The organism is Amycolatopsis sp. TNS106 (assembly GCF_019330265.1).
Lineage (GTDB): Bacteria > Actinomycetota > Actinomycetes > Mycobacteriales > Pseudonocardiaceae > Amycolatopsis > Amycolatopsis lurida.
The window spans coordinates 1521218-1541078 of the sequence record NZ_CP024972.1 but is presented as its reverse complement, the minus strand read 5'-3'; the positions used below and the strand labels follow the sequence as shown (position 1 = coordinate 1541078).

The 19861-nt window shown below is 67.7% G+C and carries 17 protein-coding genes; 10 read left to right on the top strand and 7 right to left on the bottom strand.

Features of this window, described 5'->3' with window-relative positions; all coding sequences use genetic code 11:
• Nucleotides 1-257: 257 nt before the first annotated feature.
• Together hpaB and CVV72_RS06855 are read right to left on the bottom strand one after the other, a co-directional pair.
• A complete protein-coding gene (gene hpaB / locus CVV72_RS06860; protein WP_219151566.1) occupies nt 258-1718 on the bottom strand; it encodes a 4-hydroxyphenylacetate 3-monooxygenase, oxygenase component in 1461 nt (486 codons plus the stop codon).
• A gap of 31 nt (nt 1719-1749) precedes the next feature.
• Entirely contained in the window at nt 1750-2283 is a 534-nt protein-coding gene (locus CVV72_RS06855; protein WP_126735022.1) for a flavin reductase family protein, read from the bottom strand.
• A 59-nt stretch (nt 2284-2342) separates the two neighbouring features.
• Between CVV72_RS06855 and CVV72_RS06850 the strand changes: the two genes are divergently transcribed.
• Nucleotides 2343-3032: an IclR family transcriptional regulator gene (locus tag CVV72_RS06850; RefSeq protein ID WP_219151565.1), complete on the top strand. Its 690-nt coding sequence runs from the start codon at nt 2343-2345 to the stop codon at nt 3030-3032.
• 18 nt (nt 3033-3050) lie between these two features.
• On the opposite strand, the gene CVV72_RS06845 is transcribed toward CVV72_RS06850, so the two are convergent.
• The gene (locus tag CVV72_RS06845; protein WP_219151564.1) at nt 3051-4424 is read right to left on the bottom strand and encodes an MFS transporter; all 1374 of its coding nucleotides are present in this window, start codon (nt 4422-4424) and stop codon (nt 3051-3053) included.
• Between the two features lie 148 nt (nt 4425-4572).
• On the opposite strand from CVV72_RS06845, the gene CVV72_RS06840 reads away from it, so the two are divergent.
• From CVV72_RS06840 to CVV72_RS06810, 7 genes are read left to right on the top strand one after another with little or no spacing between them, the layout of a single operon-like run.
• Entirely contained in the window at nt 4573-6036 is a 1464-nt protein-coding gene (locus CVV72_RS06840; protein WP_219151563.1) for a fumarylacetoacetate hydrolase family protein, read from the top strand.
• Nucleotides 6018-6689: a GntR family transcriptional regulator gene (locus CVV72_RS06835; RefSeq protein WP_125676801.1), complete on the top strand. Its 672-nt coding sequence runs from the start codon at nt 6018-6020 to the stop codon at nt 6687-6689. Before CVV72_RS06840 ends, CVV72_RS06835 begins: the two co-directional genes overlap by 19 nt.
• Before the next feature lie 16 nt (nt 6690-6705).
• On the top strand, nt 6706-8211 hold the full coding sequence (gene hpaE, locus CVV72_RS06830) for a 5-carboxymethyl-2-hydroxymuconate semialdehyde dehydrogenase (protein WP_219151562.1): 1506 nt from the start codon (nt 6706-6708) through the stop codon (nt 8209-8211).
• 31 nt (nt 8212-8242) lie between these two features.
• On the top strand, nt 8243-9337 hold the full coding sequence (gene hpaD, locus CVV72_RS06825) for a 3,4-dihydroxyphenylacetate 2,3-dioxygenase (protein ID WP_219151561.1): 1095 nt from the start codon (nt 8243-8245) through the stop codon (nt 9335-9337).
• Between the two features lie 9 nt (nt 9338-9346).
• Nucleotides 9347-10132, top strand: a complete 786-nt coding sequence (gene hpaH, locus CVV72_RS06820) for a 2-oxo-hept-4-ene-1,7-dioate hydratase (RefSeq protein WP_219151560.1) — start codon at nt 9347-9349, stop codon at nt 10130-10132.
• The gene (locus CVV72_RS06815) at nt 10117-10884 is read left to right on the top strand and encodes an HpcH/HpaI aldolase/citrate lyase family protein (RefSeq protein WP_219151559.1); all 768 of its coding nucleotides are present in this window, start codon (nt 10117-10119) and stop codon (nt 10882-10884) included. The genes hpaH and CVV72_RS06815 overlap by 16 nt, the downstream gene beginning before the upstream one ends.
• A 9-nt stretch (nt 10885-10893) precedes the next feature.
• Nucleotides 10894-11832: a squalene cyclase gene (locus CVV72_RS06810; RefSeq protein ID WP_219151558.1), complete on the top strand. Its 939-nt coding sequence runs from the start codon at nt 10894-10896 to the stop codon at nt 11830-11832.
• A 277-nt stretch (nt 11833-12109) separates the two neighbouring features.
• Here the strand turns inward: CVV72_RS06810 and CVV72_RS06805 are convergent, their stop codons facing one another.
• Nucleotides 12110-13351, bottom strand: coding sequence for an HNH endonuclease signature motif containing protein (locus tag CVV72_RS06805; RefSeq protein ID WP_219151557.1), 1242 nt, complete (start codon nt 13349-13351; stop codon nt 12110-12112).
• A gap of 139 nt (nt 13352-13490) precedes the next feature.
• A complete protein-coding gene (locus tag CVV72_RS06800) occupies nt 13491-14849 on the bottom strand; it encodes an MFS transporter (protein WP_219151556.1) in 1359 nt (452 codons plus the stop codon).
• A 40-nt stretch (nt 14850-14889) separates the two neighbouring features.
• Here CVV72_RS06800 and CVV72_RS06795 point away from each other — a divergent pair, with 40 nt between their 5' ends.
• Entirely contained in the window at nt 14890-15444 is a 555-nt protein-coding gene (locus CVV72_RS06795) for a hypothetical protein (protein ID WP_219151555.1), read from the top strand.
• On the opposite strand, the gene CVV72_RS06790 is transcribed toward CVV72_RS06795, so the two are convergent.
• Nucleotides 15422-15826 (bottom strand): hypothetical protein, encoded by a 405-nt coding sequence (locus CVV72_RS06790; protein ID WP_034323802.1) that lies wholly within the window; start codon nt 15824-15826, stop codon nt 15422-15424. The two genes, CVV72_RS06795 and CVV72_RS06790, sit on opposite strands and share 23 nt — an antisense overlap.
• A gap of 59 nt (nt 15827-15885) precedes the next feature.
• On the opposite strand from CVV72_RS06790, the gene CVV72_RS06785 reads away from it, so the two are divergent.
• Nucleotides 15886-16107: a hypothetical protein gene (locus CVV72_RS06785; RefSeq protein ID WP_219151554.1), complete on the top strand. Its 222-nt coding sequence runs from the start codon at nt 15886-15888 to the stop codon at nt 16105-16107.
• Nucleotides 16108-16125: 18 nt separating this feature from the next.
• Here the strand turns inward: CVV72_RS06785 and CVV72_RS06780 are convergent, their stop codons facing one another.
• Entirely contained in the window at nt 16126-19860 is a 3735-nt protein-coding gene (locus CVV72_RS06780; protein ID WP_219151553.1) for a glycoside hydrolase family 2 TIM barrel-domain containing protein, read from the bottom strand.
• Nucleotide 19861 lies beyond the last annotated feature (1 nt).

The window sequence follows — 19861 nt, the reverse complement described above, 5'->3', positions numbered from 1 at the left end:
CTTCGTCGATCAGAGCTCCTGGATTTTTGCGCACGGTCACGGCGAACTTGAACGGTCGATGCGGAGATTAGCTCGAACGTCGTAACCCGCTCACAGATCCGTGACGACGAAAATTTGGACAAAAGCAGGACACATCATGGCCGATACCTGGCCTGCCCACCGCACCCGTGAAAAGCGTCCGCCACCCAGTGGGCGACGGACGCTTTCCGGTTGTCGCTATTCGTTCGAATTCACGGCTGTTTCGGCGAAATCCGCACTCACCGGCCTTCGCGCGCCAGCAGTTCCCGGACGCGTTCCTGCAGCGCCTCCCTCGGGTACGCGTTCACCTGTGCGCCCGCCATCCGTACCGGGTCGCCGAAGAAGAAGTACTCGTACAGCGACTCCCGCCCGGCGAAGCTCGAGACCGACGCGTCGAACGCCAGCTTGAACAGCCGCGCGCGATCCTTGGCGGGCAGCGTGGCCGATTGGAGGTACGTGTCGATGTCGGGACGGCCTTCGGCCTCGAAGTCCGCTTCGCCCGGCAGCGCCATGAGGCCGGAAGCGGAGAACTTGCGGATGATCTCGGTCAGCCGCGGCGAGACCTTCGTGGGGTACCAGTTCCGGGCGGCGTTGAGGACTTCCCACTTGGGCAGGAAGACGCCGTCCTCGCTGAGTTTCCCGTCGGCTTCCGCCGCGCGCAGCACGGCTTTCTCGATCTCGACGTAGGAGATCAGCTCGGACAGGTCCTGCTGGATGTGCTGGAAGCCGCCGATGCCGATCGCGGCCGCGATCTCACTGGCGAGGCCGAGGTAGAACTCCGTCTTGGCCAGCGTGCGCGTGACGACCTGGTGGGTCATGAGCGCGCCGGCGCCGGTCTCGGAGTACCAGGCGTTGCACAGCTCCGGATGTCCCAGCAGGAAGACGCGCTCGTTCGGGACGAAGACGTCGTCGAACACCACGACCGCGTCCATTTCCTCGAACCGGGAGGCGAGCGGTTCGTCGAAATGCGAGCGCCCGTGGTCGAGTCCGGCCCGGCAGAAGTACTTAAGACCGGGCGCGTCGTTCGGGACGGCGAAAGCGTAGGAGTACGGCGCGTCCTCGGGAGTACCACGCAGCACTGTCGACGGGAAGACCAGGAGTTCGTCGGCGATCGGCGCGATCGTGGCGAGCATCCGAGCGCCGCGGACGACGATGCCGTCTTCCCGTTCCTCGACGACCTTCGCCGAGAGATTGCCACCGCCCTGCTGACTGCCCGACACCGAACGGTTGACCTGCGGCGGGATCAGGGTGTGCGTCGCGAGGAGGTCGTTCTCACGCGCCATCTCGTAGTACTTCTGGATGCGCTCGCCATAGACGGGATCGGCCTGGGAGAAGAACTTCTTCGCGGTCGAGAGGGCAGTGAGCGACGAGTTCATGTAGTCGCCGGTGCGACCGAGGAAACCGTTGGAGTACTGCGCCCACACGGAGAAGGCGGCACGACGGCGCTTGAGGTCTTCCTCGCTGCGCGGCACCAGGAACGAGGTTCCGACCCGCTCCCCCGTGGTCGGCGATTCGTAGGTCAGGACGTCACGGTGCGCCGGGTCGTGCTGGAGGTCGAACAGCTTCGCGTAGGTCAGCGCGTTGTTGCGGAACGCCGGGTGCTCGGCGACCTTCGAGGTCACCTTCTCGCCGTCGACGTACAACTCCGGTGTCATCGCGTTGAGCTTGTCGAGGTACTGCTGTCCGGTACGGGCTCCCATGTCGTGCTCCTTCTCGGGGTGGACGTCGTTGTCAGAACAGGGATTCGTGGCCTTGCGCGGATTCGTGGATGGTCGAGAACTGCCCGTTGACGAAGCCGAGCGCGTCGCCGGAGCGGTAGTCGAACTCCTGCACCTCGCCGAGGAACAGGGTGTGGTCACCACCGTCGTAGGCGGCCCACGGCGTGCAGTCGAACCAGCTGAGGACGCCGCCGAGCCGCGGCGCGTGCCCGCCTTCGACCCACGTCGGCGCGCCTTCGGGGGTCGGGCGGCCGGCGAAGTTCATCGCCAGCGCCTCTTGCTCGGCGCCGAGGACGTTGACCGCGAAGGGGCGGCCGGCGAGCAGGTCGTGACTTTTCACGGTGCGCTGGATCGAGACGAGGACGAGCGGCGGATCCATCGAGACCGCGGTGAAGGAGTTCACCGTCAGGCCATGCCGTTTCGTGGCGGCATCGAAGGTCACGACGGCCACTCCCGTCGCGAACCGGCCGAGACAGCCGCGGAAGAACTGCGCGGGCGGCCGGTACAGGCTCGAACCCGGCGAGAAACTGGTTTCGCGTGACATCATCGTCGGTTCCTGTTCTATAATCGAACAGCCAGTTCAACTATCGAAATGGATCGTATACGATGATTTCGGAGTCCCGCAAGACCGCGAGCACGTCCCAGACACTCAGCCGCGGCATCCGTGTCCTCGAAGTCCTTGCCGACGCCCAAGAACCGCTCAGTGTCGACCGGATCGCGGAACGGCTCGGCGTGCACCGGTCGATCGCGTACCGGCTCATCCGCACCCTCGAAGAGCACGGGCTTCTCACGCGGGAACCCGCGGGGAAATACGAATTGGGCGCGCGGCTGGCCGCGCTCGCGGCGGGGATCAAACACGATCTGCAGGCCGCGGCGTTACCCGAACTGACGGCGGTCGCGAACGAACTCGGCATGACGTGTTTCGTGGCGGTGATGGACCGCGAGGAATGCGTGACGCTGGTCAGCGTGGAACCCCGGCACGCCGTCGCGTCCGTCGCGCAGCGCCCGGGGTCCAGGCATCCGTTCACCGCGGGCGCCCCCGGCCGCGCGATTCTTTCCCAGCTACCGGAAGAGGACTGGCCGGAGGGGATCAAGGAAGTCACCGACCGCGGTTACGCGGACAGCCACGGCGAGGTGATCGAGAACCTCAGCTCGGTGGCCGTGCCTCTCCCCCTGCGCGGGCATGCTCCCGCCGCGCTCGCGGTCGTCTACCTGTCCAGCACACGAACCCCCGCCGAGCTCGCGGAGCGGCTCAAGGCGGCGGCGAAAGCCGTCCGTGACGCTCTCGGCGGGTGAGCGTCACGGACGGCGGGGTCACTTCGAGAAGCGCAGCGGGCTCACCGCCTGTTCGGCTTCATGGTCCGGTCCGAGCGGGATACCCGACCGGTCACGCAGCAACAAGGTGGCGATGAGCCCGACGACGGTCATCCCGGCCAGATAGACGGCCACGGACACCGACGTGCCGGTCGCGTCGACCAGCGCGGTGGCGATCGTCGGCGCGAACGCACCACCGAGGATCGCGCCGAGCGCGTACGAGATCGAAACGCCGGAGAAGCGGATCGACGCGGGGAACAGCTCCGCGTAGAACGCCGCCTGCTGGCCGTAGGTGAAGCCGAGCCCGACGCTGAGGATGATCAGCCCCAGCGCCAGCAACACGATGTTCCCGCTGTCCACCAAGGGAAAGAGCAACGCGATGCCGGCGAGTTGCGCGATCCAGCCGACCACGTAGGTGCGCCGCCTGCCGATCCGGTCGGACACCGCGCCCGCCGCCCACGTCGACAGCAACCAGGTCGCCGCCGAGGCGGTCACCGCCCACAGCACCGGACCCCGGTCGAGGCCGATCGGGCCCTTCGGGTTGGTCGCGTAGTTCTGGATGTAGCCGCCGGTGGTCATGTAGCCGACGGCGTTGTTGCCCGCGAACACCAGCGCGGCCACCAGGACGAGCACGGCGTGCTTGCGGAACAGCTGGATGATCGGGGTCCGGGTCCGCTCACGCCGTTCGGCGATCTCCCGGAACACCGGGCTCTCCTCGACGCGGCGCCGCACGTAATGGCCGACCAGGATCAGCCCGACACTGAGCAGGAACGGGATACGCCAGCCCCAGTCGAGGAACGCCTGGCCAGGGACGAGCAGGCTGGTCAGCGCCAGGACACCGGAGGCCAGCAGCAGCCCCAGCGGGACACCGATCTGCGGCGAGGCGCCGAAAAGTCCCCTGCGCTTCGACGGCGCGTGCTCGACGGCCATCAGGACCGCGCCGCCCCATTCACCACCGGCCGAAACCCCTTGGAGGATCCGCAACAGGATCAGCAGCACCGGCGCGAGGACACCGATCTGGTCGAACGTCGGCAGTACACCGATCAGCGTGGTCGCGGCACCCATCAGGATCAGGGTGAGTACCAGAACCACCCGACGGCCGTACTTGTCGCCGAAGTGCCCGGCGAGGAACGCCCCGAGCGGGCGGAACAGGAAGCTCACGCCCACCGTGGCGAAGGAGACGAGCGTGCTGTTGGCACCGAGGCCGGAGAAGAACAGCTTGCCGAAGACGAGACCGGCGGCGGACGCGTAAACGAAGAAGTCGTACCACTCGACCGTGGTGCCGACGACGGTCGCGAACGCGACCCGGCGCCGATCGGAAGACGGTGGAGCGGTCCGGCCGGGCGTGCGTTCATCCTGCGCTGGATTCGACACCTTGACTCCTTTGACGTAGGCCTGACGCGAGTGGCGGCCCGCAGGGATGTCCGGGCGAGGCGAAGGCCACTCGGTGACCGCCTTGCCACTGTGGCACGGAATCATATACGTTATTAGATACGAAGCAAGGTCGAGGATTCAGGGGAACATGGGCACTTACGAGGCACCGTCCGGTCCGACGGCCACCCGGCCGGGCAAGATCATCGCCGTCCACCTCAGCTACGCGTCACGCGCCGAGCAGCGCGGGCGGCGTCCGGCGAACCCGTCGTACTTCTTCAAGCCGTCGAGCTCGATCGGCACGTCCGGCGGTACGGTCGAACGGCCGGCCGGGACCGAACTGCTGGCCTTCGAAGGCGAGATCGCCCTGGTCATCGGCACCACGGCCCGGTGGGTCAAGCCGGACCAGGCGTGGGACCACGTCGCCGCGGTCACCGCCGCGAACGACTTCGGCCTCTACGACCTGCGCGCCGCGGACAAGGGCTCCAACGTCCGGTCCAAGGGGGGCGACGGCTACACCCCGCTCGGCCCCGGCCTCATCGACGCCCGCGACATCGATCCCTCGTCGCTGCGCATCCGCACCTGGGTGAACGGTGACCTGGTGCAGGAGGACACCACGGCCGGGCTGCTGTTCCCCCTGCGGCAGTTCGTTTCCGACCTCTCCCAGCACTTCACGCTGGAACCGGGCGACGTCATCCTCACCGGGACCCCGGCAGGCTCGACGGTGGTCTCCCCCGGCGACGTCGTCGTGGTCGAAGTGGACGTTCCCGGCACCTCGGTCAGCAGCGGAAGGCTCCACACCACCGTCACCCAGGGAATCCGGTCCTTTTCGGACATCGGCAGCCTGCCCGAGGTCGACGACAAGCAGCGCGCCGAAGCCTGGGGAACTCCCTCCGAAGCGGCCGAAGAGAACTCGCCCACGCTCAGCGAGGAACTGCGCGCCAAGCTGCTGCGCGCACCTGTCGCGGGCTTGTCCGCCCAGCTGCGCAAACGCGGGCTGAACAACGTCGCGATCGACGGCGTACGCCCCAATCTGCCCGGCTCGAAGGTCGTCGGCACGGCGAGGACCTTGCGCTTCGTCCCGAACCGCGAAGACCTGTTCAAGTCCCACGGCGGCGGTTACAACGCGCAGAAGCGCCTCTTCGACTCGGTCGGCGCCGGCGAGGTGATCGTCATCGAAGCACGCGGTGACAAGGGTTCCGGGACACTCGGCGACATCCTGGCGTTGCGGGCGCGGTACCTCGGCGCCGCCGGCGTGGTCACCGACGGCGGGGTCCGAGACTTCGAAGCCGTCGCCGCGACCGGGCTCCCGGTGTTCTCGCAAGGCCCGCATCCGGCGGTCCTCGGACGCAAGCACGTGCCGTGGGACACCGACGTCGCGGTCGCCTGCGGCGGGGCCACCGTGCTGCCCGGCGACATCATCGTCGGTGACGACGACGGTGTGGTCGTCATCCCGCCGTCGCTGGCCGAAGAGATCGCCGACGCGGCGCTCGTCCAGGAGGACGAGGACTCCTGGATCGCCGAGCAGGTCGGACAGGGCCGCCCGATCGAGGGGCTCTTCCCGCTGAACCCGTTGTGGCGGGAAAGGTATGAGGCATGGCAGAAGAAGCAGTGAAGACGACCAGCAAGTCCGAACTCGCCTACGAGTGGCTGCGTGAGCGGATCGCCAGGCACGAGTACGGGCCCGGCTACCGGCTCGTCCTCGCCGAGATCGCCGGCGCGCTCGACATGAGCGTCGTCCCGGTGCGCGAGGCGATCCGGCGGCTGGAGGCCGAACGGCTCGTCACCTTCGAGCGCAACGTCGGCGCGCGGGTGGCGATGGTGGACCAGAACGAGTACGTCCACGCCATGCAGACCCTCGGCGTCGTCGAAGGGGTCGCCACCGCGCTGTCCGCGCCGCAACTGTCCGAAGAGAACATCGCGCGGGCGCGGCGGGTCAACGAGCGCATGATCGCGCTGCTCGACCACTTCGACGCACACGAGTTCACCGCGCTGAACCAGCAGTTCCACTCGTTGCTCTTCGAGTGCTGCCCGAACCCGCAGATCCTCGACCTCGTGCACCAGGGCTGGACCCGGCTGTCCGGGCTGCGCGACTCCACGTTCGCGTTCGTCCCCGACCGCGCGCACCGCTCGGTCGAGGAACACGAAGAGATCCTCCGGCTGATCACCGAGAAGGCCGACCCGCTCGACATCGAATTCGCCGCGCGCAATCACCGGTGGGCCACCATGCAGGCCTTTTTGGACGCTCGAGAGCGCGCGAACCGCTGACTGAGGAGGGCACATCTTGACCACCACCACTCCCCGGCCGATCCCGGACGGTGTCCCGGAGCGGATCCGGCACTACATCGGCGGCGAACTCGCCGATTCGGCCGACGGCGCCGTCTTCGACGTGATCGACCCGGTCACCAACGAGGTCTACGTCCAGGCCGCCGCGGGGAAGAAGGCCGACATCGATCGCGCCGTCGCCGCCGCGCGGAAGGCGTTCACCGAAGGACCCTGGCCCAAGCTGTTGCCGCGCGAGCGTTCGCGCGTGCTGAACCGCATCGCCGATCTCGTCGAGTCGCGGGACAAGCGGCTGGCCGCGCTGGAGAGTTTCGACTCGGGTCTGCCGATCTCGCAGGCGCTCGGCCAGGCGCGCCGGGCGGCGGAGAACTTCCGGTTCTTCGCCGACCTGATCGTCGCGCAGGCCGACGACACCTACAAGGTGCCCGGCCGCCAGATCAACTACGTCAATCGCAAGCCGATCGGCGTCGCCGGGCTGATCACGCCGTGGAACACGCCGTTCATGCTGGAGTCGTGGAAACTCGCGCCCGCGCTCGCGACCGGCAACACCGTCGTGCTCAAGCCCGCCGAGTTCACCCCGCTCTCCGCGTCGCTCTGGGCGGAGATCTTCGAGGAGGCCGGGCTGCCGCCGGGCGTGTTCAACCTCGTCAACGGCTTCGGTGAGGACGCCGGTGACGCGCTGGTGAAGCACCCGGACGTCCCGCTGATCTCGTTCACCGGCGAGAGCCGCACCGGCAGCCTGATCTTCGGCAACGCCGCGCCGTTCCTCAAAGGACTGTCGATGGAACTGGGCGGCAAATCGCCCGCCATCGTCTTCGCCGACGCCGATCTGGAGACCGCGATCGACGCGACGATCTTCGGCGTGTTCTCGCTCAACGGCGAACGCTGCACCGCGGGCAGCCGGATCCTGGTCGAGCGTGCGATCTACGACGAGTTCGTCGAGCGTTATGCCGCGCAGGCCAAGCGGGTCAAGGTGGGCGACCCGAGCGATCCCGCGACCGAGGTCGGCGCGCTGGTGCACCCCGAGCACTACGACAAGGTCATGAAGTACATCGAGATCGGCAAGACCGAGGGCAGGCTGGTCGCCGGTGGTGGCCGCCCGGACGGCTTCCCGACCGGGAACTACGTGGCACCGACGGTGTTCGCCGACGTCAAACCGGACGCCCGGATCTTCCAGGAGGAGATCTTCGGCCCGGTCGTCGCGATCACGCCGTTCGACGGCGAAGACGAAGCACTGGCGCTGGCGAACAACACGAAGTACGGGCTCGCGGCCTACATCTGGACCAACGACCTCAAGCGGGCGCACAACTTCGCGCAGTCCGTCGAAGCGGGCATGGTCTGGCTCAACTCGAACAACGTCCGTGACCTGCGCACGCCTTTCGGCGGGGTGAAGGCGTCCGGGCTGGGACACGAGGGCGGCTACCGCTCGATCGATTTCTACACCGACCAGCAGGCGGTGCACATCAATCTCGGCGAGGTGCACAACCCCGCCTTCGGCAAGGGCTGACCCCGTTCCCCCGTCCACGAAGGATGACGCAATGAAGCCGATCCCCACCCCGAAATCGCCGCCGCCGGACGTCCTGCGCTGCGCGTACATGGAACTCGTCGTCACCGATCTGGCGCGTTCGCGCGCGTTCTACGCCGATGTCCTCGGACTGACGGTGACCGAAGAGGACGAGACCACGGTCAGCCTCCGCACGATCGACGAGTTCATCCACCACAACCTCGTGCTGCGCCAGGGACCGGTCGCCGCGGTCGCGGCGTTCTCGTACCGGGTGCGGTCGCCGGAGGACCTGGACAAGGCCGTCGCGTTCTACACGGAACTGGGCTGCCGGGTCGAGCGCAACGAGAACGGGTTCACCCGAGGTATCGGCGACTCGGTGCGGGTGCAGGATCCCCTCGGCTTCCCGCTCGAGTTCTTCCACGACGTCCAGCACGTCGACAGACTCAGCTGGCGCTACGACCTGCACGTCCCTGGCGCGCTGGTCCGGCTCGACCACTTCAACCAGGTCACGCCCGACGTCCCGCTCGCGGTCAAGCACATGGAAGACCTCAACTTCCGGGTCACCGAAGACATCCAGGACGACCAGGGCGTCACGTACGCGGCCTGGATGCGCCGCAAGCCGACCGTGCACGACACCGCGATGACCGGCGGCGACGGGCCGCGGATGCACCACGTCGCCTTCGCGACGCACGAGAAGCACAACATCCTGTCCATTTGCGACAAACTCGGCTCGCTGCGGATGTCGGACCACATCGAACGCGGCCCCGGCAGGCACGGCGTCTCCAACGCGTTCTACCTGTACCTGCGCGACCCGGACGGGCACCGCGTCGAGATCTACACGCAGGATTACTACACCGGCGACCCCGACAACCCGGTCGTCACCTGGGACGTGCACGACAACCAGCGCCGCGACTGGTGGGGCACGCCGGTGGTCCCGTCGTGGTACACCGACGCCTCTCTCGTGCTCGACCTCGACGGCAAACCCCAGCCGGTGGCCGCGCGGACCGAGGAGAGCGAACTGGAAGTCACCATCGGCGCCGACGGCTTCTCCTATACCCGCAAGGGTGACGACGAAGGCGAACTGCCGGCCTGGAAACAGGGCGAGTACAAACTCGGCAACCAGCTCTGAGGCGGGGACATGCTCGAACAGGAAACGATCACCGCGATCGCCGACGAACTGGCGGCCGCGGAGGAAGCCCGGGAGACCATCCCGCTGCTGACGGCGCGCTATCCGGACATGACCGTCGAGGACTCGTACGCCGTGCAGAACGAATGGCGGCGCCGGGGTATCGCGGCGGGGCGACGTCCGGTCGGCCGCAAGATCGGGCTGACGTCGAAGGTCATGCAGGCGGCCACCGGGATCACCGAGCCCGACTACGGCGCCATCTTCGCGGACATGGTGTTCGAGAACGGTTCCGTGATCGAGCACAGCCGGTTCTCGAACGTGCGCATCGAGGTCGAGCTGGCCTTCGTGCTCCGTGATCCCCTCGCCGGACCGGACACCACGGTGTTCGACGTGCTTCGCGCGACCGAGTACGTCGTACCCGCGCTGGAGATCCTGTCGTCCCGGATCGAGATGGCGGGCCGGACCATCGTCGACACGATCAGCGACAACGCGGCCATGGGCGGGATGGTCTACGGCGGCAACCCGGTCGCGGTGGACGCCGTCGACCTGCGGTGGGTTTCGGCACTGTTGTACCGCAACGAAACCATCGAGGAATCCGGTGTCGCCGCCGCGGTGCTGAACCATCCCGCGAACGGCGTCGCCTGGCTGGCGAACAAACTCGCCCAGCACGGTGACCAGCTCGACCCGGGCGACATCGTGCTGGCCGGGTCGTTCACGCGGCCGATGTGGGTGCACCCCGGTGACACCGTGACCGCCGACTACCGGGACCTTGGGGCGATCACATGCCGCTTCGTCTAGACCCGCCGTTCCGGGATCGGCTGGGCGAGCGGCCGCGGATCGGCATGTGGGTCACGTCGGGCAGCCCGGTCGTCGCGGAGATCTGCGCGGGTTCCGGACTCGACTGGCTGCTCGTCGACACCGAGCACTCCCCCGCCGGGCTCGAGACGGTGCAGTCGTTGCTGCAGGTGATCGCCGCGTATCCGATCACGCCGATGGTGCGCGCGCCGTCCGGCGACGCTGTCGCATTGAAGCAATTGCTCGACCTTGGCGCGCAGAACCTGCTGGTGCCCATGGTCGACAGCGCGGAGGAGGCGGAAGCCGTGGTGCGGGCCGTCCGCTACCCGCCGCGTGGCGTGCGCGGGGTCGGCAGCGCCCTGTCGCGGTCGGCACGCTGGAACCGGGTCGAGGACTACCTCGCGAAGGCCGAGGAGTTCACTTCGCTGTTCGTCCAGATCGAGTCGACGACGGGGGTCGCGGCCGCCGCCGAGATCGCCGCTGTCGACGGCGTCGACGGGGTGTTCGTCGGGCCTTCCGATCTGGCCGCCTCGATGGGGCTGCTCGGGCAGCAGACCCACACCGACGTCACCGTGGCCGTCTTGAGCACCTTCGAGGCCGTCCTTGCTCAGGGGAAACCGGTGGGAGTCAACGCGTTCGACCCCGCACAGGCCCAGCGCTACCTCGACGCGGGCGCTTCGTTCGTGCTGGTCGGCGCCGATGTCTCTCTGCTCGCTCAAGGTTCGGAGGCGCTGGCGCGGCGGCATCAGGCTTAAGGTCTCGGCATGCTCCCGTGGCTGCTCGACTCCGACCCCGCCCTGCGCTGGCAGGTGGAACGCGACCTCGCGCACGAGCCGCCCGAGGTCTGGGAGGCGACGCGGGCGCGGATCGCGACCGAAGGTTTCGGCGCGCGCCTGCTCGCCCACCAGGACCCGGACGGCCAGTGGGCGGGCGGCGCGTTCTTTCCCGCCGGCTTCACCGGTGCGGAAGGCGGGCAGCCGTGGACGGCGACGACCTGGTCGCTGAACACCCTGCGCGAGTGGGGCATGGACGCCGCGGCCCTGCACGGGACCGCCGAACTCCTCGCCGAGAACAGCCGATGGGAGTACGGCGACCTGCCGTACTGGGGCGGCGAGGTCGACTGCTGCATCAACGCGTGGACCCTCGCGAACGGCCTGTGGCTCGGCGCCGACGTCGCCTCGCTCGTCTTGTGGTTCTCGGAGCATCAGCAGCCCGACGGTGGCTGGAACTGCGAGTGGGTCTCGGGTTCCCAGCGCTCGTCCGTGCACTCGACGCTCAACTCGCTCAAGGGCCTGCTCGCCTTCGAGACCGCGACCGGCGGCACTCCGGCTTCGCGGGCAGCGCGGCGCTCAGGTGAGGAGTACCTGCTGGAGCGGGGCCTGTTCCGGCGGCTCTCGACCGGGTCGGAGATCGCGCCGTGGATCACGGTCTTCGCGTATCCGTTCCGCTGGTTCTACGACGTGCTGAACGCGGCCGACTACTTTCGTGAGGCGTCACTGCACGACTCCACTGCTCCGGATCCGCGGATGGCCGAAGCCGTCGAACGCATCCGTACCGCGCGGCAGCCGGACGGGACTTGGCTACAGGCCCACCGGCACGCCGGGAAGGTGTGGTTCGAGGTCGACGTCGAGGCGGGCGAGCCGTCGAAGTGGCTGACGTTGCACGGCACTCGAGTGTTGAACTGGTGGGATTCCGCGATTTGAGTATGTGCGGGTCTTCTTCGTGCGCTCGGGCGCGAGGTCTCTGGCGGGCACGGCGTGCCGTGAAGGCCTCCTTGCCTACCCTGAGGGTAGTGAAGGGGCCCCTCGCTACCTGCTCGCGTGGTTGGAGGCACGCATGATCGGGGTCCGGACATACGTTCGGGTCTGGCATGGGTCGCCGTCGGGACGTGACGTGGCATTTTCGAGTCGGTATTCGGGTTCGCCGGGGTGTGGGCATGGCGAGGGGCCCGTCGCCGGGTGGCTGGCGGGCTCCTCGAGTTCAGACGTGGTGCAGGGTGTTGCGCCGGGGTTGTCGAAGCGGATCTCGGTATTGCGGCGGGATGAATTCCGGAAGTCCGTCGGCGGCCATGCGGACTTCCCAGTCGCCGTGGTGGATCAGGCGGTGGTGGAATCCGCAGAGCAGGACGAGGTTGCGGAGGTCGGTCGGTCCGCCGTCTGCCCAGTGCACGATGTGGTGGGCGTGGCAGTTCTTGGGTTTCCGGTGACAGCCAGGGAAGGCGCAGCCCCCGTCGCGGATATTCAACGCCCGACGCTGACCCGGTGTCACGAACCGTCTGAGTCTCCCCACATCCAAGGGTTCGCCCGCGGCGCTCATCACGACGGGCAGCATCAGGCAGTCGCAGGCGGCCAGCCGGGCTTCCCTCGCGGTCATCGTGCCGACGAAGTCCAGGCACGCGGTCCCGAGACCTGACTTCAACTCGTCAAGTCCGATGGTGACATGGACGAGGGTGCGGTAGCCGCTGGTGCCAGGCTGGTCCGGGCACGCGATCGCCAGATCCAGGATGTCGACCCAGGCATCACCCATGCGCTCGCATTTCATCCGCAGATCCGCCTGGCCGAATTCGTCGACTGGGCGGGGTTGCGCGTAGGCCTCGAGTGCGGCGGCGGTGCGGGCCCCGGTCTCGTCATCGAGCAACCCGGTGAGTTTCCAGAACCCGTCTTTGCGGCGCTCCAGGGTGATTTCCCGGCGCGGCTCCTTCGGTTCCGGATCCTTGGGCGCCTTGCCGTCAGGGTCGAGCAAGGCGAGCAGGTTCGCCTCGGCCTTGGCCAGCTGCCGGGGACCGGCACTCGGGGCAAGATCGGCGAGAATCTTCTCCGCGTTCGCGCGGTCCTCGGCCGGGAGTTTCTTCACGATCTCCAGGATCTGATCGATCCGCTCGTCCCCGACCAGGCCCTCCGCCGCCACAGCGGCGGTGGCGGGCAGCGTGGCGGGAACCTCGGTGCCGTCCAACGCGCGGCTGGGATTCAGGGCGATGGCCCGCTTCACCACGGCACCCGCTTCACCGATCGACAGCCCCGCGATATCGGCGAACCAGTTCGCCGTGCGGCCATAGCCGTACAAGTCTTTGACGCCCCGGGACTCGATCTCCGCCAGGTACCGCCCTAACCCGGCGGTGGCCATGCGAATCACCCGTAAGGACTGCTGCACGCCATGGGCAAGCTCGAGCTTGCCGGCGCGCCACAACTCCTGCGGCAGTTCGGGAAGGAAGGTCTCGGACACGCCTCCAGAATACCGCAAACAATAGAACATGTGTTCGTAATTTTAAGCAACCGCCAAAGGGAACAGTAACCACTGACGAGTGAATCAGGTCGGCAACCTGAATGACCGTCCGCAAGGCATCCGAAAGGCAATTAGGTGACTAATTGCGAAGGACTCGAGCCCCGACAATTCGCGAGCGCCCCGGAAGCCGAAGCGCGGCCGCGACACCGCCAACGGCGACGAGACCCACGAACCCGAACACGACACCGAAAGCCAAGGCCGGCCGTGATTCGAGCCCCGCCAGGATCGCGCCGGTCACCGCCACCCCGGCCACCGCGCCCACCTGCCGGACCGTGTTGAACAGACCCGAGGCGCCGCCTGCGGCGTCGGGTTCGACGGATGCCATCGCGATGGCGGACAGCGGTGACCACGCCATCGCGTTGGCAGCACCCAGAAACGCGGCGCCCACCGAGATCCACCAGGGGTTCAGGCTCAACACCACCACCAGCCCGATGAACAGAATGCTCGTAGCGAGCAGGCTCATGCCGAGTATCGCCGGGCGTCGACCGCCCACCCGATCGACCCAACGGCCTGCGGGCGGGGACACCAGGATCGCGACGACCGCGTCCGGCGCGAGGACCACCGCGGCTTCCATCGGGCCGAAACCGCGGATCTCTTGAACATAGAGCATGGTGGGCAGTGCCATCGCGAGAACCGTCGCGCCGAGCGATGCCATCGCGATGCTCGCGGACGAATACCCGGACGAGCGATAGAGGCGCAAGGGCGCGAGCGCGTCTTCACCCTGGCCCCTTTCCCGAAACCAGAAAAAGACGAGAAGCACACCGGCGAGGGCGGCCGCAGGCACAGAAAGCGGGCTCCACGACAGGAGGGCCCACACCAGCAGACTCAGGCCCGCCGTACTCGACGCGGCTCCGAGCAGGTCGAAGCGTGCGCTATTCCCCTGGCTGCCCGGAATCAGGCGGATGCCCAGGACGACGGCGACGGCGCAGAGCGGCACATTGACCCAGAAGGTCCAGCGCCAATCCAAACTCGCTGTCAGCAGCCCGCCCAGAATGGGGCCGAGCAAGGTGGCCGCTGCAGCCACCGAGCCCCAGATGCCGAACGCCCGGCCCCGCTCGTCTTCGGCGAAGAGCCGTCGGATCAACGTGAGTGGTTGCGGTGCCATCGCGGCCGCGGCCAGGCCTTGCAGAATCCGGAACGCGATGAGCCAGCCGATCGACGGCGCGAGCCCGCACAGCGCCGAGGCGACGCCGAAGCCGCCCATCCCGAAAAGGTAGACCCGCTTGAGGTCGAAGAGATCACCGAGACGACCGGCGACCAGCAGCGGAACCGAAAACGCCAGCAGATAGCCTGCCGTCACCCAGAAGAGCGCGGCGACGTCCCCACCCAGATCGGCTTGGATGCTCGGGCTCGCCACCGCGACGATCGTCGTGTCGAGCAGGAGCACGAAGAACCCCGCGAGCAGCGCCGCGAGCCCACCCCATCTCGACGGCCCCATAACGCACACCTTAATGACGATCGCGGTTTAGGGTCTTGCCATGACCGCACTTCCGCGCGGCGGTGCCCCCGCCGAGGCTTTGGCCGAGGTCGAAGCGAGCATCGAGGACCGGTGGCGGTCGTTCCTCGCGGAATACGAGGTGACCGCCGGAACGAAAGAGGAGGCCGACCTCGCCGAATCGGTCATCGCCGACACTTCCGCGTTCGAATGGCGAATCGTCGACGCCGCCTTCGACAGGTTGACCTGCACCGACTGCGGCATCGGGCTCGGTGCGGGGCCCGTCGGCTGTGAGAAATGCGATCAGGCCAACGGCTTCCGGTTCGCGGCCATCGAGACCGACAGGCCAGCCACACCGCCGGGCACCGAGCACGGGCTCCGCGTCGCCACCGCGGTCGCCCGCACCCGGCACCGTTACGGTGTCCGGGCCCGTTGCGGTTTCGAACTCGGCCTTCCGCCTCTCCTCGACGGCGAGCTGCCCGGTACGGCTCAAGCGCAGGCGTACCGGGCAGCGATCAACAAGCTCACGGAAGAGGAATGCGAGCGTGTGACCTCGTTCGATGAGGTCACACGGCTCAGTAGTCGTCGCGTCCGGTGAACTGCTGCTCCAGCAGCTCCGCGGAACCCGCGACGAGCTCGAGCGGGTCGGTGAACTCGTTGATGTCGAGGTTCACCAACGGCAGGGAATGGCGCAGCACCAGGTGTTCGCCCATGACCACCAGCCCGCCGACGACGATCGTGTTGCCGATCTCGGTCAGCACGGACTCCAGGTCGACCTCGCTGACCCGTGCGAACGGCGTCGCGATCTGCACCCAGTCCTCACGGCGATCGAAGACCTCCCGTGCGATGACCACGGTCTGGGCCCGCTCTTCGTAGTCGTCGTCGCCATAGGACAACCGGATGCGAATTTCGTCCGTTTCGTCCTTCACCACCCGATATTCGTGCCGTACGAACGCGACCAGATCGGCCCATTCCGCCATGAATTCAATCTCCCTCGCAGTCGAAGATCGAGACTAGCGACAGCGGACGGTCTCGAACCGTGCCTCGTGCCGACATCACCCGGACGAAGCAGCATGCCCATGACTTCGCCCTGGACCGGCGACATGATCTACCCGCCCAGGCCGGCGGCCGCACACCGGAGGTGGGCGGAGACCCAGTCGGCCAAAGAGAGCGGCGCCGATCGGCGGCGGGCCGGTTCACCTACGGCATCGGGATCGGTTACGGCGCGGACGCCGCGCGGGATCCCTTCACCGCGCCGTGAAGGGATCCCGCCGGTCGGTCAGCCGCCTGCCGGCAGCCCCGCTCGCGCTTCCTGCGAGGTCAACGGCCGAAGCGAAAGCGTGTACTCGTAGTTGCTGTCGGGCTGGACCTGGCTGCGTTCCCGCACCGGGTTCGGCGTGTCACCGACGCCGGTCACCGCGTGGCTCGCGTGCAGCGTGAACCAGCCCTTGTTGCGCTGCAACTGGAACGGATACGCCGCCCGGTCGAGATCGTCGAACGGTGTCACGCTGACGTCGTTCGCGCCGCCGACCAGCAGGCCACCGGTCCGGCCGTCGGTGAGCAGCGCCCATCGGCTGTCGGTGTGGTTGCCGTGGTCCTGCGGCCGGTGGTACTCGACGTACTGCTGGTCCACCGTGCTCGACTGCACGCCGATCGGCGTCCCGTCCTTGCGGTCGACGTAGCTCTCGGCCTTTCGCCCATACCAGGCGAACCGGTCGTATCGGTCCGGCACCGCGAGCGAGACACCGATCCGGGGCAGATACGGCAGTGTGCGCACACTCCCTTGCGGCACCACCCGGTTGCCGAGACTCAAGGTCCCGGTCCGGTCGACGGCGTACGTCATCGTCTGGTCGAACCACGCCCCGGCGACGTCGGGTGCCGCGACCCGGCTGTCGACGATCACCCGCACGCCGCGCGAGCCGTCCTTCTCGACCCGGACACCGGTGACCGTGGTCTTCAAGCGATCCAGGCCGGCCTTACGCCAGTCCTCGCCCTCGGCCCTGCCCCAGGCGAAGGTCTCGTTGCTGATGGGCGCCCGCCACGCGTCGAGCTTCGGCCCGCCGGTCAGCAGTTCCTTGCCCTGATGCCGGATGGACGCCAGGGCGCCGGTGGCCTTGTCCACCTTGTACGTGACTCCCGCCGCCGACGCCGTCACCGAACCCGCGTCCTCGACGATCCCGACGGACTTCCCGTCGAGCGGACTCCGGTACAGGCCGGGAATCCGCTTCCCGCCCAGGGAGAACTGGTCGTGTGCCAGGATGTGCCCCCGCGCGAGCATCGACTCGCCCTGTGTCGTCACCGCTTCGACGGTGAGGAACCGCTCGCGGTCCCCGGGATTCGGCGGCGCGGGCACGGCGATCCGCCCGGTCGCCCCGGCGCCGACCCGCAACGGCTGCTCGCCCCGGGCGACGATCCGGGAGCCTTCCTGGATCCGCCACCGCAGGTTCAGCTCGTCGGTGCCCTTGAACTGCCGTTCGTTGGTCACCGACACCGTGCCGCCGGCGTAGGCGAACCGGAGCGGCTGGTGTGCCCACGCCATCTGCGCGGTCTCCGGCTGCGCCGAACGATCCGAGTCGATCAGACCGTCCACACCGGACAGACTGGAGCCGTAGGACAGGTGGCTCCCCCGGTCCGTGACGCTGTCGAAGTCCAGCGCCAGGACGGCACCGCCCGCCGGGGTGGAGCCGGACAGTTCAGCGGCGGACAGCGGCTTGTCGTAGATGCGGGCGTCGTCGACTGCGCCGCGGCCCATCCAGCCGATACTCGACGGATCGTTCCACGACGTTTCGAAGTCGCGGCCGATGTTGACCTCCGCCGAAGACGAGTCGATCGCGCCGGTGAACGGTTTGCTCCCGATCTCCTTGCCGTCGAGATAGAGCCGCAAGGCTGTTCCGTCGTAGGTGCCGCTCACCCGGTGCCAGTTCCCGTAGAAATCGGCAGGCACCTTCGCCTGCACCGCCTGCCATGTTCCACTGTGGATGAAGAACTCCAGGGTGTCCTGTGTCTTCATCTTGAGCGCGTACTGGTGGTCGCCCTTGCCGAGGATGCGGAAGTCGCCGGTCCATTTCCCCGGCTTCACCCAGGCGTCCAAGGTCAGCGCCTTCCCGGTGATGTCGAGTTTCCGGTCGCGGTAGACCTCGACGAAATCGTCCAGCCCGGACAACGCCAGCGCCTTGCCGCGATGGCCGTCGACCAGCTCCGGTTTGCCGCTGAGGTGCGCCGAGATGTCGTTGCCCGACGAATCGGGCGTGATCCGGATCCGCTGCCGGATGTTCTGCTCCGCCCAGTCCCAGATGAACCCGCCCTGGGTCTGCGGATTCGCCCGGATCGTGTCCCAGAACTCGCGGAAGTTGCCGAGACTGTTGCCCATGGCGTGGGCGTACTCGCCGAAGATCAGCGGTTTGGTGGTGTTCTTCGCCTGCTCGGCGAACTTCTCCGGAGACGGATACCGCGGACCCCACACGTCCGCGAACGGCGCGTCCCCGTCCGGGCTGTTCGACTGGTGGTAGATCGGCCGGGTCGGTTCGTTCGCATCCAGCCATTCCGCCAGCGCGAAGTGATGCGCGCCGAGGCCCGCCTCGTTGCCGGTGTCCCACAGGAACACGCTCGGGTGGTTCTTGTCCCGTTCGACCATGCCGATCATGCGGTCGAAGAAGGCGTCCCGCCAGGCCGGATCGTTCGCCTGGCAGTACTGAGCGCAGTTCTCGTGGTTGTGGGTCTCGATATCGATCTCGTCGTCGATCCAGAGCCCGTGCCGGTCGGCCAGCTCGTAGAAATAGGGATCCGACGGGTAGTGCGAGGTCCGGACCGCGTTGACGTTGAGCTGCTTCATCAGCGCGACGTCGCGTTCCTGCGCGCGGCGGGGCACGTGCCTGCCGTGATCGGGGTCGGTCTCCGCCCGGTTGACGCCCTTGAAGAGCACCCGTTTCCCGTTGACCAGCAGCTGTTTGTCGCGGATCTCGATCTCGCGGAACCCGACCGTCTCGCTGGTGATGTGCGTGACGCGGCCGTCGGGCGCGGTCAACGTGAGCACCGCCGTGTACAGGTTCGGCGTCTCGTCGGTCCACTTCGCCGGATTCCGGACGGGCAGGCTCAACGTGGTCTTGCCACCCGCGTCGACCTCCCCGCTCGTGGTCCCGACCTCCTTGCCCGCGGCGTCACGCAGGCTCAACCCGACCCGGTGCTTGCCCGTGGTTCCACCGGGTTTGGTGGCGACCTCGACCGCGGCCTTGAGGGTGGCGTCGGTGTAGGTCGCGTCGAGGTCGGTCGTCAGCCCGACGTCCTGGATGAACGTCCCCTGTGTCGAATGCAGGGTCACCGAGCGGAAGATGCCCGAGTACCGCCACTGGTCGACGTCCTCCAGATAGGCACCCGCACTCCAGCGGTGCACCTGCACGGCGATCCGGTTCGGGCCCGGGCGCAGCGCGGAGGAGATGTCGAACTCCGCCGGTGTGTAGCCGCCCTGGTCGTAGCCGATGTACTTCCCGTTGACCCAGACGAAGTACGCCGACGTGACACCCTCGAAGCGCAGGAAGGTCTCGCGTTCCGCCCAGTCCGCCGGCAGGGTGAAGTCACGGACGTAGGCGCCGGTCGGGTTGACGTCGCGCGGGACGCGCGGCGGGTCGTCGGGCTGGATCTCGGTGGCGATGTTGCGGAAGATCGGATGGTCCAGACCGTCCGTCTGCCAGGTGTGCGGGACGGAGACTTCGCGCCAGCGCGACGCGTCGTAGCCGTCCTCGTGGAATCCCGCCGGTACCTGCGACGGGTTGTCCGCCATCGCGATCCGCCACTTGCCGTCGAGCGACTGGGTGTACGGACTGCGTTCATCGCGGCGAGCCGCGGCCGAGACGTCGGCGTAAGGACGAAGGAATGCGTGCGGTGGCTCCTGGCCTTCGGCGACTTTGCGTGGATCGTCGAGATAGGACTGGACGTCGGCGGCCGCCGGAGTGACGGCCGCGACGAGGGTCCCGGCGAGCATCGCCAGGACCAGGACGATGGGGCGTGTTCGCAGCACT